The sequence below is a fragment of the Veillonella sp. 3913 genome, from assembly GCF_003992235.1.
GTDB lineage: Bacteria > Bacillota > Negativicutes > Veillonellales > Veillonellaceae > F0422.
The window spans coordinates 81,824-97,339 of record NZ_RQVF01000002.1 but is presented as its reverse complement, the minus strand read 5'-3'; the positions used below and the strand labels follow the sequence as shown (position 1 = coordinate 97,339).

15 protein-coding genes are annotated in these 15,516 nt (G+C 39.6%); 11 read left to right on the top strand and 4 right to left on the bottom strand.

Annotated features, from left to right (window positions below; translation table 11 throughout):
- Nucleotides 1–115: 115 nt before the first annotated feature.
- Entirely contained in the window at nucleotides 116–5,890 is a 5,775-nt protein-coding gene (locus EO113_RS03675; protein WP_127135582.1) for a YadA-like family protein, read from the top strand.
- Between the two features lie 81 nt (nucleotides 5,891–5,971).
- On the opposite strand, the gene EO113_RS03670 is transcribed toward EO113_RS03675, so the two are convergent.
- Both EO113_RS03670 and relB read right to left on the bottom strand, forming a co-directional pair.
- Entirely contained in the window at nucleotides 5,972–6,238 is a 267-nt protein-coding gene (locus tag EO113_RS03670; RefSeq protein ID WP_127135581.1) for a type II toxin-antitoxin system RelE/ParE family toxin, read from the bottom strand.
- Complete coding sequence (gene relB, locus EO113_RS03665; protein ID WP_127135580.1) at nucleotides 6,223–6,444, bottom strand: type II toxin-antitoxin system RelB family antitoxin; 222 nt, start codon at nucleotides 6,442–6,444, stop codon at nucleotides 6,223–6,225. The genes EO113_RS03670 and relB overlap by 16 nt, the downstream gene beginning before the upstream one ends.
- A gap of 234 nt (nucleotides 6,445–6,678) precedes the next feature.
- Here relB and EO113_RS03660 point away from each other — a divergent pair, with 234 nt between their 5' ends.
- Together EO113_RS03660 and EO113_RS08305 are read left to right on the top strand one after the other, a co-directional pair.
- The gene (locus EO113_RS03660) at nucleotides 6,679–7,062 is read left to right on the top strand and encodes a thioesterase family protein (protein ID WP_127135579.1); all 384 of its coding nucleotides are present in this window, start codon (nucleotides 6,679–6,681) and stop codon (nucleotides 7,060–7,062) included.
- 273 nt (nucleotides 7,063–7,335) lie between these two features.
- Nucleotides 7,336–7,434, top strand: coding sequence for a putative holin-like toxin (locus tag EO113_RS08305; protein ID WP_370106508.1), 99 nt, complete (start codon nucleotides 7,336–7,338; stop codon nucleotides 7,432–7,434).
- A 150-nt stretch (nucleotides 7,435–7,584) separates the two neighbouring features.
- Here EO113_RS08305 and EO113_RS03655 read toward each other — a convergent pair whose 3' ends face one another.
- Nucleotides 7,585–8,181: an ECF transporter S component gene (locus tag EO113_RS03655; RefSeq protein ID WP_127135578.1), complete on the bottom strand. Its 597-nt coding sequence runs from the start codon at nucleotides 8,179–8,181 to the stop codon at nucleotides 7,585–7,587.
- A gap of 9 nt (nucleotides 8,182–8,190) precedes the next feature.
- The gene (locus EO113_RS03650; protein ID WP_127062016.1) at nucleotides 8,191–9,033 is read right to left on the bottom strand and encodes a pyridoxamine kinase; all 843 of its coding nucleotides are present in this window, start codon (nucleotides 9,031–9,033) and stop codon (nucleotides 8,191–8,193) included.
- A gap of 172 nt (nucleotides 9,034–9,205) precedes the next feature.
- Between EO113_RS03650 and EO113_RS03645 the strand changes: the two genes are divergently transcribed.
- The 8 genes from EO113_RS03645 (at nucleotide 9,206) to EO113_RS03610 (ending at nucleotide 15,402) form a co-directional block, all read left to right on the top strand.
- Nucleotides 9,206–10,762, top strand: a complete 1,557-nt coding sequence (locus EO113_RS03645) for an ABC-F family ATP-binding cassette domain-containing protein (protein WP_062401361.1) — start codon at nucleotides 9,206–9,208, stop codon at nucleotides 10,760–10,762.
- A gap of 9 nt (nucleotides 10,763–10,771) precedes the next feature.
- A complete protein-coding gene (gene folE, locus EO113_RS03640; protein WP_127062020.1) occupies nucleotides 10,772–11,338 on the top strand; it encodes a GTP cyclohydrolase I in 567 nt (188 codons plus the stop codon).
- On the top strand, nucleotides 11,331–12,164 hold the full coding sequence (gene folP, locus EO113_RS03635) for a dihydropteroate synthase (RefSeq protein WP_062401365.1): 834 nt from the start codon (nucleotides 11,331–11,333) through the stop codon (nucleotides 12,162–12,164). The genes folE and folP overlap by 8 nt, the downstream gene beginning before the upstream one ends.
- Nucleotides 12,164–12,526, top strand: coding sequence for a dihydroneopterin aldolase (gene folB / locus EO113_RS03630; RefSeq protein WP_009353117.1), 363 nt, complete (start codon nucleotides 12,164–12,166; stop codon nucleotides 12,524–12,526). The genes folP and folB overlap by 1 nt, the downstream gene beginning before the upstream one ends.
- On the top strand, nucleotides 12,526–13,005 hold the full coding sequence (gene folK / locus EO113_RS03625) for a 2-amino-4-hydroxy-6-hydroxymethyldihydropteridine diphosphokinase (RefSeq protein ID WP_127135577.1): 480 nt from the start codon (nucleotides 12,526–12,528) through the stop codon (nucleotides 13,003–13,005). Before folB ends, folK begins: the two co-directional genes overlap by 1 nt.
- 146 nt (nucleotides 13,006–13,151) lie before the next feature.
- Entirely contained in the window at nucleotides 13,152–14,051 is a 900-nt protein-coding gene (locus tag EO113_RS03620) for a phosphodiester glycosidase family protein (RefSeq protein WP_009353110.1), read from the top strand.
- 8 nt (nucleotides 14,052–14,059) lie between these two features.
- Nucleotides 14,060–14,962, top strand: coding sequence for a hypothetical protein (locus tag EO113_RS03615; RefSeq protein WP_127135576.1), 903 nt, complete (start codon nucleotides 14,060–14,062; stop codon nucleotides 14,960–14,962).
- Between the two features lie 119 nt (nucleotides 14,963–15,081).
- Nucleotides 15,082–15,402 carry a hypothetical protein gene (locus tag EO113_RS03610; RefSeq protein WP_009353121.1) on the top strand — a complete coding sequence of 107 codons (321 nt, stop codon included), beginning with the start codon at nucleotides 15,082–15,084 and terminating at the stop codon, nucleotides 15,400–15,402.
- The last annotated feature ends 114 nt before the right edge of the window (nucleotides 15,403–15,516 follow it).

The following is a 15,516-nucleotide window of genomic DNA, read 5'->3' as shown; positions in this document are numbered from 1 at the left end:
TTGACTATGTAGTGATGTATAAGTTACATCGATAAATGAGGCAGTTTATATTTAACAAATATAAATATATATATAGTTCAAGGTTTGATGACCAGAAAAAGGGAGGATTATCACAATGAACAAGTTATTCAAAGTTATTTGGAGTAAGTCTAAGCAGTGCTACATCGTAGTTTCAGAAGTAGCAAAAAACACTACAGGTAAAAAGAAAATCGCTGTAGCTAGTGTATTAGCAGCCTTGGCAGTGAGTGCACAAGTGACAAATGTACAAGCGGCAATTCCTGAAGGGACCGTAAAAGATGGTGCAGAAATAGCATTAGGTACTAAGGTTGAAGTAGGCGGAGATAGCTCTGTAGGTGTTGGTAAAAATATCACTGTTACGAAGCGATTTTCTGTAGCAATGGGGAATGGAATCACTGCCAGTGCAGAAAATGCAGTAGCTATTGGTTCTGGCGCCAATTTTGGGAAAGTACAAGCTTTAGGTAGTGATAGTGTTGCCATCGGTACTCGTGCAGAAGCAGGTATGCAAAGTTCTATCGCCATTGGTCGTTTAAGTCGTGCTGTCACAGGTGAAAGAGGCGTGGCCATCGGTAATGAAGCGGTGACGACAGCTTTGTCTGCTATTGCGATTGGTAACAAAGTGAATGCTACGAAGGACACGGCTATTAGTATTGGTAACCAATCCAACGCCACTGGAACAGCAGCAGTTGCCTATGGTAACCAAGCGCAAGCCACAGCAGATAGCACAGTAGCAGTGGGTGATCAATCGAAAGCTACAGTCGCTAATGCTACAGCAGTTGGTAAATCCAGTGAAGCTACAGAAGATAGTGCATTAGCAGCTGGTAATGGGGCTAGTGCTTCCGCAACAGGTGCAGTGGCAGCAGGTAAAAATGCATCTGCTAGCGGTGTGCAATCCATTGCTATCGGTAGTGCTGGTGCTGATGCAGCAGAAGCACCAACGGCGTCTGGAACGCAATCTATTGCGATTGGATCTAAAACAGTAGCTAATAGTGGTAATGCCATAGCCATTGGTTCTAGTGCTAAAGCAACAGGTACTGGAGCTGTATCCATTGGTTTATCTACATTTGCAAAAGAACATGGTGCCACAGCTATTGGTACTAATGTAAACGTAGAAACTAATAAAGCAGTCGGTATTGGTTTTGATATCAATGTACGTCAAGCCGGTGCTACAAATATTGGTTATAAGTCTGACAATTATGCCAACCAAGCAGTTGCTGTTGGTGCACGAAATAGTGTGGATGCAAATGCTCAATATGGTACAGCAGTTGGTTACTTTACACGTGTATCAGCAAAAAATGCTGTAGCAATTGGTTCTAGTAATGATAATAATGGTAATAGTGATGTAGGCAAAGTATTGGCTTCTGGAGTGAGTGCCGTGGCCATTGGTACATCGGCTCATGCAGAAGCGGAAAATGCTATCGGTATTGGTACAAAAGCGAAAGCAGCTTTAGCGAACTCTGTCGCATTAGGTGAAGGATCTACTACTACTGAAGCGGATGGCACAGCTACTACTGGTTACTTAACAAAAGATGCTGTAAATAACACTGATCATGGCGTTGTTTCTGTAGGTAATGGAAGCAGTATCACTCGTCGTATTATCAGTGTAGCAAGTGGTACTAATGATACTGATGCAGTCAACGTAAAACAATTAAAAGCATTACGCAATAACACAGTAAGTACAGTAAGTGTAGTAAATGGAACAAGCACTACAGATTTAGTGCCTACAACAACTGAAGGTGATGAAGAAGCTCATAAAGTAAAATTAGTAGCTGGTAAAAATATTACTTTAACAGCGAATGGCAATGCTGTAACGATTGCATCTAAGAGTGAAGTAAACTCTATTACAAGTAGTAATGGGGATGCAATTTCTGTAACGACTGGTGCAGATGGTAAAGTAACTGTAACACCTAACTTGGCTAATGACGTGACTGCTAGTGGTGATGCGAATAAGCTTGTTACGGCAGGCAAAGTAAAAGAAGCATTAGATAAAAAAGTAAATAAAGATGATCTAACTACAGAATTAAATAAAAAAGCAAATGCAGCAGATGTTACTAATTTAACAAACAATAAACTAGATAAATCCGCTGAGTTACATGTTAAAAAGGGTTCCTATGCGGTAAATAGTGACGGTAGTGTTACATTAGATAAAGTAGATGGAACCGGTACTGTCAAAACAGAAGAAGCTGTAACAATCACTGGTATTGCAAGTAAAACTGCTTTAGAACATTTAAAAACAGAAGTAGATAAAAAAGCAAGTAAAGCTGATTTAGATACAAAAATTGGTGAAGTCAACGCTGAATTAGCTACGAAAGTAAGTGATGATACTTTCAGAGAAGAAATGGCTAAAAAGGCTGACTTAAAAGCCATTAATGACTTGAAAGATGTATTATCTGGCAAAGTAGATGGTGCAGCACTTGATAAAATGGTAACTGCCTTAGGTAATAAAGTTGATGAAACTGAATTAAATGAACGTTTAAAAACAGAAAAAGCTGAAAATGCGGCAGCTCTTAAAAAGGCTGTAGATGAAGCAAAAGCAGCTGCTAATACGGGTGTCAATGATTTAAAAGAAGGCAAACTTGATAAATCTGCTGAATTACACGTGGTAAAAGGCGAATATGAAGTAGATAATGACGGTACTGTGACATTGAAAAAAGCAAATGGTGAAAATACTGAAATTGCTGATGAAAATGTTACGATTAAAGGCGTTGCCTCTAAAGCAAAATTAGATGAAGTAGCCGGTAAAGTCACTGCAGCTGAAGGTGATATTACTAAACTAAAAGCTGGTGTGGAAGAGAATAAAAATGGCTTGGGAGATCTTAAAACTAAAGTAGATACAGTAGAAGGAACTGCTAATAAAGCAAAAGAGGATCTCGCCGGATTAACCACTAAAGTGGATGGTATCGATGGAAAAGTGACGGCACAAGGTGAAAAAATCGCTGCTGCTGATAAAAAAATTGCGGATATTGAAAAAAATATTACTGATAACGTAGTAACAAATGATTCTATGGCAGGCAAATTGGAGGCCTTAAAAACTGACTTAGGTGCTAATACAACATTGTCCTTCGCTGGCGATACAACAATCGATGATAAAGGCACAGATGCAGCTGACGATGATAATAATAGTGCTACTAAATTATCCTTGAACTTAAAAGAGAAAACTTTAAAAGTAAAAGGTGCCACTGATGAGATTACAACGGAAGCTAAAGGCGATACCATTACAGTTGGTTTATCTGATAAAGTAAAAAAAGAGTTAGCTAACATTTCTAAATTAGGGGACACAGCTGCTGATGGACGTGATGGTAAAGCTGCTACGGGTAAAGCAGCAGATGATCCAGATGCTACGGCAGCTGATAAAGGATTAACTGGTCAAGATGGCTTGAATGGTAAATCCTTGACAGATAAAGTGAATGCTTTACGTAATGGTGAAGCTGGGTCAGTTGTATACACTGATGCTGATGGTAAACGTTTAGTAAAAGCTAATGATGGTAAATACTACTTAGCTAAAGACGTAGGTGAAGATGGTAATAAAGTAGGTGCAGCTAAAGCTGTAGAAGGAGATAACCTAAAAGCTAGCGTCGTGAATCCAGATGGTAAAGGTGGTCCAACTACATTATCTAACTTAAAAGATGGTAAAATTGCTGCTGGCTCCAAAGATGCTGTGACTGGTAACCAATTGCACAAAGCGGCTAGTGGATTAGCAGAAGCTCTTGGTGGCGGTGCTACAGTAGGTGAAGATGGAACAATCACAGCTCCTACATACAACTTGACAGATAAAGATGGTCAACCTGCTCCAAAAAATAATGTAGGCGATGCGTTAACGCTTCTCAATGATCGCTTAAACCATACTGCAGCTGGAGCAGCGGCTGATGTTGACAAATTGAAAAATATGGAAGGACTTTCTGAGGCCGGTAAAAACAAAATCAAAGAATTAGCTGGCGAAGGCGTCGATGTTAAAGGTGATAAAAACATTACTGTGACTTCTACAATGGAAAATGGAGTTAAAACATTCCATGCAACATTGAGTGAAAAAGTTACACTTGGTAAACATGATGCAAATGATCCTGATGGAGATCATTCTAATGATCCAGGCGTAGAACTTGATGGACACGAAGGAACTATTGTGGCTGGTGATCCAAATGGTAAAACAGCTGTTAAAATCGACGGTAAAGACGGTAGTGTTACAGCTGGAACAGGCGACAAGGAAGTTAAGCTAGATGGTAAAGATGGTAATGTGACTGTAGGCACTGGTGATACGCAAGTTAAATTAGATGGACCTAAAGGAACTGTATCTACTGGTAAAGGTGACAAAGAAGTTAAAATGAATGGTGCTGATGGCACTATTACAGCTGGTGACGGTGCAAACGGCAAACAAGTTAAACTTGATGGCAAAGACGGTAGTGTACAAGCAAACAAAGTAACTGCAGGTAAAGGTGATAAAGCCGTATCTTTAGATGGCGATAAAGGTACTATTACAGCTGGTAAAGGTGCAAATGCTGTTGCTATCAATGGTACAGATGCCACTATTAAAGCCGGTACAGGTGAAAACCAAGTAGGTATCAACGGTAAAGATGGTAGCGTAACAGCTAAAACTGTAAAAGCAAAAGATGGTGCTTTTAATAAAGTTACTGCAGGTAAAGATGATAAAGCCGTATCCTTAGATGGCGATAAAGGCACAATTACAGCAGGTACAGGTGCTAATGCAGTTTCTGTGGATGGTACAAAAGCGCTTATCACAGCAGGTACAGGTGAAAACAAAGTAGGTATCAATGGTAAAGACGGTAGCGTAACAGCTAAAACAGTAACAGCAAAAGATGTAAATGCCAATACACTTACTTTGGGTGATAAAGATTCTCCTGAAGCTGTAAAAATGGACGGTACTAAAGGAACTATTACAACAGGCAAAGATGCAAAAGCTATTGAAGTAAATGGACCTGAAGGAACGATTACTTTAGGTAAAAAAGACGGTGATACTAAAGTAGAATTGAATGCCGAAAAAGGTAGTGTAACAGCTAACATGGGTACATTTGGTGCTCCAGCAGATGCAAACGGTGTTCCGACAAAAGCAGGAGTTAATACTACCACTATTACTGATAAAGGATTGTCCATACTAAGTAAAAATGCGGATGGTACAGTATCTAAAGTAGAAATCAAAGACGGTAAAATCACTGGCTTGAATGGTTCTGATTACAACAACTACAAAAAAGATAAAGACGGTAATGTTGTAAAAGATAAAGATGGAAACCCTGTAGTAGATAGTTCTGTAAAAATGGATGGTGCAGGTCTTAGCATTGCTCCAAGTACAGGTGACCCTACGAAATCTGTAAGCTTAACAAAAGACGGATTAAACAATGGTGGTAATCGTATTACCAATGTTGCTCCAGGTGTTGCAGATACAGATGCAGTTACTGTTGGTCAAGTCAAAGAAGTGACAAATAAACTTGGCGCTGCTTTAGAAAAAACTTCCCAACGTGTAGGCGAAGTTGGTGCACATTCTGCAGCATTAGCAGCCATGAATCCATTAAGCTACGATCCATTGAGAAAATCTCAAATCATGGCAGGTATCGGCTCTTATGATGGAAACCAAGCATTAGCATTAGGTATTGCACACTATGCAAATGAAAACTTTATGTTCAATGCAGGAATTACAATGGGATCTGGTAAGAGCATGGCAAACATCGGTGCCACATATCGCTTCGGTACTGGTGATGATGACAATATCCCAGAACGTTACAAAGGTGGTCCAATCTCCTCTGTATATGTAATGCAAGATGAAATTTCTGCATTAAAAGCAGAAAATGCTAGAAAAGATGCAGAAAATGCAGAAATGAAAGCACAAATTAAAATGCTTATGCAACGCATGGGGATGGCATAAAACTAAATATCAATAGTTAGTACTAAATTATGCATACCAAAAAGTGGGTACCAACGTCGAAAGACGTGGTACCCACTTTGCTTATGTGTAAATTTTATTTCTATGATCGAAATCAACGGCAATGATAACTAATGTGTCATCTTTAATTTCTACTATTAATCGATAATTAAGTATACGATATCTCCAAAAGCCTTTAAGATTTGCTTTTAAAGGCTTCCCATGTATACGAGGATCTTCTGTACCACAAAGATTTCTTTTAATATATGAGTATAATAATTTTTGAGTAGAAGAATCCATTTTTTTTATTTTCTTATGTAACTTAACTGGAATAATTACTTGATATCCCATTCTTTAGTAGCCTCCTCAAATGTTAGGAACTCCATAGAATCTTTTTCTTGTAAATATTCATTGACGATAGAAATGTCGTATTCATCTTCAATTCGCTCTAATAACATAGTTTTGATATATTGAGAGATGTTTTCTCCTTTACTTTCAATATATTGACGAACAATTTTATCTTCTGCTTCATTAAAACGTACAGATATAACAGCCACGATAATCACCTCACTTCTATGTTTACATTGTAAACATAGAGAAGGAAAAAGTCAAGAAATTTGAGCTTGAAAGTAATAAATGATTAAAATCTATACATGTATGTAGTTAAGAAGAAAATATTATGAGTTAGTGTAAAATGTTTTAGGGAAATAAAATAGAAAAAATCCCTCAAAAGTGCTAGAATGAAATCAAATGATAGTCTGTATTACTGTTAATATTAGAAAGGAGTTTCTATGGCAATCGAGATTGGACAAGTTGGTATGGCTACGGTGGTAGTGGAAGCTAATAATACAGCGGAGTATATGGGGAGTGGTACGTTACCTGTATTTGCCACACCTGCGATGGTGGCATTGATGGAGAAAGCAGCCTATACAGGGATTCAAGGTGATTTAGGAGACGGTGAAGGATCCGTGGGGATTCGCATAGAAACAAGCCATGAAGCAGCTAGCCCATTAGGTGCAACTATAACTGCAATGGCAACGGTAGTAGCAGTGGACGGTAGAAAAGTAACCTTTGAGGTAGTCGCTAAAGAAGGTGAAAAAGTTATCGGCCGTGGCACACATGAACGGTTTATTATTAATAATAAGAAGTTCATGGCCAAGATCGTCGCTGGTTAAGTTATGTAGCCTGTGGCGTTTGTAACTGAATTATATAAAGGGAAGAGCAGTGCATATTCCTTCGCAAACGGTATTTCATAATGTTTGCTCAGGAACACGCACTGCTCTTCATATATTAGTGCTATTTGGATAGTAAAGAACGCCACAAGGCTACTACACATAAGGACGTTCCTCATGAGATTTACTTTTAAAAATATAAACAATTTGCACAAAATATGCTATACTTATAAACAAGAGAGTCAGTAACGTGTGTTGGGCTCGTCTCTTCCTATAATGGGAGGAGGTGATACTATGACACCATTTGAATATTTATCTTTATTGATACAATTTCTTATGCTTGTTATAGCATTTTTAACTTACTTAAACATGTAAGTGAAAAGCCTAACGAATGAGGTCTAGCCACCTCAACACGTTAGGCAATTTTCGTTCTCAAGTATTTTCGAGATGAGCCTAACGCCTTCGACACGTTATTGGCTCTCTTTTGTTGTGTCTAGTATACCATACTTTCAATGGTATGACAAATTATTTACGAGGGATACGGCGTAGGATCGAGATTAATAGCAAGGCTACTAAGATGCCGATGCCACTAGTTAGGAAGGATGCAGGGAGTCTTGTGACGGCAGCGATATAGCTATCCAGTACAACCCACCATGCTACGAAATACCCTGCAGCTGTCCAAATAGCACCTACTAGCATAGCTAATAAGATGCGAGGGGTAGATATGGAACGAGCAGGAATGGAAGGTCTCCAACCTACTGTTAATACACCTACAATCACGCCCGCTAGTCCTTTGATTACGATGGAGAATAAGGTGTATTGGGAATGGCCCATGATGAGGTCAAAAATGCCAGACCCGATGGCGCCAGCGAGCCCTGCATAGAATCCGCCGAATACGGATGCTATGGAGAATAGGGCAGCGGAACCAAGATGTACCATGGCACCTGTTGGTAAAGGTACTTTAATAGTCGTAAACACGATGCACAAGGCGGATAATAATCCGATATAGATAATATCTTTTGTTGTGGATCTTGAGCTAGTAGATGTGGTCGGTTTTGTATGCTGAGATTTTGCTGTGTTAGTAGCTTGGGTCATATCATTGTTTGTTTTGTAAGTGTTCATAAAACCTCCTTATTGTGGGTCTGGAATAGAAATTAAACGATCTAATAGTAATTCAAGAGCTAAGCCGTCACGAAGAGAACCGATTTCCTCGTGGGTAAACTGTACTGCCTCTGTGGTAAATTGGCCTGCAATGCGAGATGCCTCTTCGGGGCTATAGCCACGTAGTACGAGGGCCGTCAAGATAGCTGTGAAAGTATCCCCCGTTCCGTGTGCTTTCACTTGTACTAATGGATTGGATACCCAAGTGATAGTATCTGTACTACCCCGATAGACGGCGATGAGGGCGGAATCCTCAGATGGTAAGCTAGATAAGACCACATATTCTGGGCCTTGCGCATGTAAACTGCGACACATATCATAGATAACCTCTTCCGATTGTGGTGTAGGGTCATAGGGCATGTCTAAGAGGAAGCAAGCCTCTGTGTAGTTCGGTTTGATGATGAAAGCTTTGGTGATGAGTTTACGCATTTCTTTCACCATTTCCTCGTTGTAGATGGAATAGAGTTTGCCGTCATCTGCCATAGCGGGATCTACGACAACTAATTTATCTTTGCCGAATCGTTCGATGGCATCTTCAACAAGACGAATTTGCTCAGGTGATGCGAGAAAACCACTTTGGATGGCATCGAAAGTGATATTATTTTTATTCCAACAGTTGTAGAAACTTTCAAGGTGATCCGTAATGTCCACCATTTCAAAATTAGGATATTCTAAATGATTGCAAAGTACCGCTGTTGGTAATGGGATAGGTTGGCACCGTAAAGCGCTCACTAAAGGTATGAATACAGTTAGTGAACAACGGCCTACAGAGCTCATATCTTGTATAGATAAGATAGTAGGTACATGATTCATGGGATATACTCCTTTTTGTTAGTATTAGAATACTATTAGTATACACTTTCACAGTGTCATGCGTAAATACACAGAAAATATAAAAATAACAGGACAGATGTTTAAAAACTAGAAATTATTGTCATGTTAACGTATAATAAAAGGATACATAACGTTAGTTTGGAGAATGAATATGAGTGTTTTAACTGTAACCAATGTAACCCATGGATTTGGGGCAAGACAAATACTAGATGATGCCTCCTTCCGTTTGCTGAAAGGCGAACACGTAGGCCTGATCGGCGCCAACGGAGAAGGAAAGTCAACATTTTTAAATATCATAACAGGGCACTTGATGCCTGATGAAGGAAAAGTGGAATGGTCCAATCAAGTGACGGTGGGTTATTTGGATCAGCACAGTGTATTAGAGAAAGGGATGACCATTCGTGATGTATTACGAGGGGCTTTCGATTCTCTATACGGTATTGAACAACAACTGCAAGATGCCTATTTAGAGATGGGCGATTGCTCTGAGGACAGAATGAATGAGCTTATGGAGCTCACTGGAGAGTGGCAAGAGATGCTAGAGCAGCGTGGATTCTATGAAATCGATGCTACCATTGAACGAACTGCGCAGGGTTTAGGCTTGATGGATATCGGTCTAGACCGTGATGTGATGGATCTCAGTGGTGGTCAACGGACGAAAGTGTTGCTCACAAAGTTGTTGTTAGAACAACCTACTATACTGTTGTTGGACGAACCGACAAACTATTTAGACGTGGACCATATTAAATGGTTGCAAAACTATTTACAAAATTATGAAAATGCCTTTATCTTAATCTCTCATGATGTGGAGTTTTTAAATTCTGTGGTGAATGTGATTTACCATATTGAACAAGCTCAGCTCACACGATACACAGGAGACTATTACCAATTCCTAGCTGCCTACGAAGTAAAAAAACAACAAGCCTTACGTGCCTATGAGCGACAACAGCAAGAAGTGGCAGATATGAAGGATTTCATTCAGCGAAATAAAGCCCGTGTAGCGACTCGTGGTATGGCAAACTCGAGAGCAAAGCGGTTAGAAAAAATGGAAATCTTGGAGAAACCACAAGAAAAGATAAAACCATCTTTTGGATTTAAAGAGGGACGCACCCCAAGCCGTTTTATTGTGGATGCGAAGGATCTTGTCTTGGGCTATGATGAGCCCTTGACACGACCAGTTGAAGTAGTCATTGAGCGAGGGAAAAAAATTGCCATCCAAGGTGTGAATGGGTTAGGTAAAACAACCTTATTAAAAACCTTATTAGGTATGATTCCAGCTCTATCTGGCAAGATAGAAAAAGGTGAGTTCTTACAAATTGGATATTTCGCTCAAGAAGACAGTCGAGATAATTCTAAAACGGCTTTAGACTATATTTGGGATGCCTATCCGTCCTTGACTAATTCTGAGGTGCGTGCGGCTTTGGCTCGTTGTGGACTTACCAATGAGCATATTACCAGTCAAATGCGCGTCTTATCTGGAGGGGAAAATGCAAAAGTTCGCCTATGTAAATTGATGCAAGAGTCCTATAATGTGCTTGTCTTGGACGAACCGACGAACCATTTAGATGTGGATGCAAAAGCAGAATTGGCACGGGCATTACAAGCTTTTAAAGGGACCATAGTCCTAGTTTGTCATGAGCCTGAGTTTTACGAATCTTGGGTAACGGATATTTGGACTATCGAAGATTGGACCACGAAAATTATTTAGGAGATGACTATGAAAGAACAAGCTATAATGGGTGTGCGCCAATTATTAGAAGGTCTTGATATCAACTTAGAGACAAAGGGCATGACAGATACGCCCAAACGTGTAGCTACGCTGTTTGAAGGCTTGTTTTCTGGGTGTCATAGCACTGGAAAAGAGGCATTAGGTGATGTGTATCCTACGGAGCATACTGGCCTTGTATCAGTGAATCACATCCCCTTTTATTCGATTTGCGAACATCATTTAATGCCTTTCTATGGCAAAGTACATATTGTGTATCAACCACGAGATGGTAAAGTATTTGGCTTGGGCCGATTGAAAGCATTAGTGGATGTCTATGCCAAGCGCCCACAATTACAAGAACGATTGACCCATGACATTGCCACATCTTTAGTGGAAGATGGCGATGTATTGGGTGCCATGGTAATGGTAGAAGCCACCCATTTATGCATGCTTATGAAAGGTGAAGTGGCACAGGAAACTGTAGCAAAAACAATAGTGGCTACAGGTATATTAGAACCCATGGGGACATTACGCGAGGAAGCATTGGTGTTATTAGGAGGTAACGATCATGTTTAAGTACCGCAAGTACAACTGGCAAGATGGTAAACAATTAGAGCTAAAAGACCGTACATTAATTATGGGAATTTTGAATGGAACTCCAGACTCTTTTTCTGATGGAGGTCGTTACAATACTTCTGACACAGCCGTAGCCCATGCAAAACTAATGATAGAACAAGGGGCAGATATTCTTGATGTAGGCGTAGAATCTACGCGTCCTGGGCATACACAAATCTCTGTAGCAGAAGAATTAGAGCGTATGAAAGAAGTACTGTTGCCAGTTCTAGAATGCTCCACTGTACCTGTATCTGTGGATACATACCGAGCAGAAACAGCTGATTTTGCCTTATCGCAGGGGGCTCATATATTGAATGATATATGGGGCTTAAAATATGATAAGGACATGGCAGCGGTAGCGGCAAAATATGATGTGCCAGTCATTATTATGCATAACCAAAATAGTACTGATTACGATGACATTATCGATGATATGAAGGCATTTTTCTTCTCCTCGGTGGATCTAGCTTTGAAAGAAGGAGTAAAACCACAAAATATTTGGCTTGATCCAGGCATTGGTTTTGGCAAAGATTATGCTCAAAATGTGGAAGTGATCCAACGGTTAGGAGAAATTACAGTGTATGAATATCCTGTTTTATTGGCGCCTAGCCGTAAGCGTTTCATCGGAACCATACTAAATGATATTCCCGTGGATCAACGAGATGAAGGAACGGTAGCTACTTGTATTACAGGGATGATTCAAGGTGTAGATATGGTGCGAGTTCATAATGTGGAAATGCATAAGAGGGCAATTACCGTAGCAGATGTACTATTACGAGGTGAGTAATGGACAGAATTAATTTGAGAAACATGGCATTCTATGGGTATCATGGTAATCTACCAAGCGAAAATGAATTAGGTCAACGATTCTTTGTGGATATTTCTATTGGTGTAGATTTGACGAAACCTGGACAATCTGACAGTATTGAAGATTCTATTAATTATGCAGATGTATACGAACGGACAAAAGCTATTGTAGAAGGACCGTCACAACGACTGATTGAACGGGTGGGTACACTCATTGCAGATGATTTATGGAATACCTATCAAGGGATTGTAGGGCTTTCAGTGACAGTGCGCAAGCCAGAAGCGCCGATCCCCGGTGTGCTAGATTATGTAGAAGTAGTGATTACACGAGGGCAATTATAATGTATACCTATTATATTGGTATCGGTTCTAATCTAGGTGACCGAGAAGGATATTTAGCATTTGCGGTGAATCAACTAGTAGGTATACAAGGTGTAACTAGTGTAGAGCATTCGAACTGGATAGAAACGCCACCATGGGGGCCAGTGGAACAAGGACCATTTTTAAATGGGATTCTGAAAGTAAAGTCCACCATAGAACCTCTGACCATGCTAGAAACTATATGGCATATTGAGCGTTTAGCGGGTAGACAGAGAGAGATCCATTGGGGACCTAGGACATTAGATTTAGATATTGTGTGGATAGAAACTGAAGCAGGTCAAGTTGTGTGTGTAGAAGAACCTAATTTAGTGGTACCTCATCCCTATTTTTGGGAACGCCAATTTGTGTTGGAACCGTTGCGAGAGGTGTATCCTCACTTTTCCTATGAAGGAGTATCTATTTCTGATCGAATAGAAGAGTTACGAGTATTGGAGTCTTAACAGACATTACACATAGCCTATCGTATTTACTTAGGCCTGTTGGTATTACGACAACAGTATATCTGCAGTATAGGATAGGAATAGATAAAGGAGCATATTATATGGGTTCTTTTTTTAGAAAAGGATGGGTAAAATTTATCCTTCTCATGTTTATATTTACAGCTATTACATCACCTATCGTGGTGTTGTTTGGCCCTTTTGATAACATTAAACGCACCGTAGTAGGCGCTATTTTACGGTCTCGACATCCACATTATATTACGTGGCTCTATACGCCTGAAGAAATACAAAAAATTGTGGGTACAGTTGGGACTGGTGAAAACCAAGAATTATTTAAGTTTGATGTAAAAGAAGATACTACATTGAATTTGCGTAAAATTGAGTCTAATCGGTATACGGGATATTTATTAGAAATTCCAGATCCACGAAGAGTTCAGGTAGCTACAGCACCTCATCTTAATGAAAAAGGCGAGACGACTAGTAATATTGCTCGTTTAAATGGGGCAGTAGCGGCTATTAATGGGGGTGGATTCCATGACCCTAATGGGACAGGAACAGGGCGTTCTCCGTATGGATTTATCCTGCATGATGGAGAGTATGTATTAGGTAAAGATGTAGGACCTGATGAAGATGTAGATTTCATTGGCTTTACGAAATCTGGTAACTTAATTGCTGGTACGTACAACAAGCGTGAATTGAAAGAGATGGGAGCCAAAGAAGGTTTAACTTTCGGTCCACCGCTTATCGTAAATGGTAAGAAGATGATTACTGATGGTGATGGTGGCTGGGGCATTGGACCTAGAACAGCCATTGCTCAAAAGAAAGATGGGACGGTCCTATTCTTAGTCATTGATGGACGTCAAGCCTACTCTGCTGGAGCTACTTTGCGTGATGTGCAAGATATTTTATACCAAGAAGGGGCTGTGATTGCTGCCAATCTGGATGGTGGTTCTAGTACCACGTTGTTCTATAATGGTAAAACTGTGAACAAGCCTGCAGATTTGTTAGGTGAACGCATGATTCCTACTGTATTTATCGTGAAATAGGAGAGTCTATGAATACCTTTGGAAAAGTAACAACAGCCTTTTTACTAGGCTTAGTTTTGCAAGGTGGTGTCTACCTGTATTTAGACCAAGTATACTTAGCGCCTACTACAAATTTTCAGGTGATCAATGGCGAGGAAGTAGATAAAAACTTTCCAGATGTGAAAGAGGGAACTCGCTATTACTCTCATGACCATAAATATATGGCTGTAGTGGAACAAAATCGTGTGGATATATACACGGCTGGTAAAGAAGCTCCTGTTACTTTGGATTTAAAAGAACGGGAAGTATCTTATTTTGAATGGATGTCAGATCGTAATTTAGCCATTGTTGGTTTATTTGGTGGCCGTCATAATGATGTGATGTTAGCTCGTATTGACCCAGAAGCACCAGAACATGAAATTGATACAACTATTAATTCTGTTCCTAATGGATCGCGTATTACAGATGTGGCGTACTCTGCGGCAACGAATGTAGTCTACATGAAGGTCCGTGTCGGAGACGGTGCATATCGTGTATATCGTACAGATGCAAACTATGATACGCGTCGTGTCTATATGCAAGCGTCTGATATTGGGCGTATCGGCATGTTCTACAATGAAGATCGGTTCTTCTATGATAATGTACGTACTGGAGATGTATTTATGTTCAATGGTACAGAAGGTGGATGGCGTGCCATCAACCCTCCAGGAAAATTCCGTTTAATCGGTGTTACCCAAGGACAATTGATTTACATTGTTAAAGTGGATGATAAAAATCGTGCCTTAGAGGCCTATGAAGGTAAACTAGGGGTAGGTTTTAATAAAGTTTATACCTATGATAACCCAATAGAATTATCAGAAATTACTGTAGATTCTATCTTAAAGGATAAAGAGACTGCTAAAGATAGCGGTTCTTCTGAGAAAAAGCAATAAAGAATTATACGATACATGTAACTTTCAGTAATAAAATTCACTGTCTTTCATAAAAAGCTATAACAATTAGTCATAATAGAAACAAAATTGTGGGACATATGGAAAGAAGGAACTAAAAAATGGCGAAATTTAAAATCCAAAAAGGATTAAGTGATGCGGACATGATGAAAGGGTTTGTGGAAACAGAAACCTTTGAGACTGCTATATTGAAAGATAATGCCAGTACAGGTAACAAACTAGGGGCCAAAGTAAAGTCACATAAAACGGAAGATGATTTTTATCAAGAGTTTTTAACAGAGCGGATAAAAACAGAAATTGGCAAGTTGTTGCTAGCGATAAAAATGGATTATTTTAAAGAGGATGTAAAAGACTTTTCTATTCAGGTAAAACGAAATGGTCAACATATTGTGTTAGAAACAGCGCCTAAAAAAGTGAAATAGATATACATCAGTTGACAATGAATATCGAAACAAAAGTGGTGAAACCCCTCTAAAATAGTGGCTATGCATGTAACTACATCGATAAAATTCATATGATTAAAAAGCATGTATTTA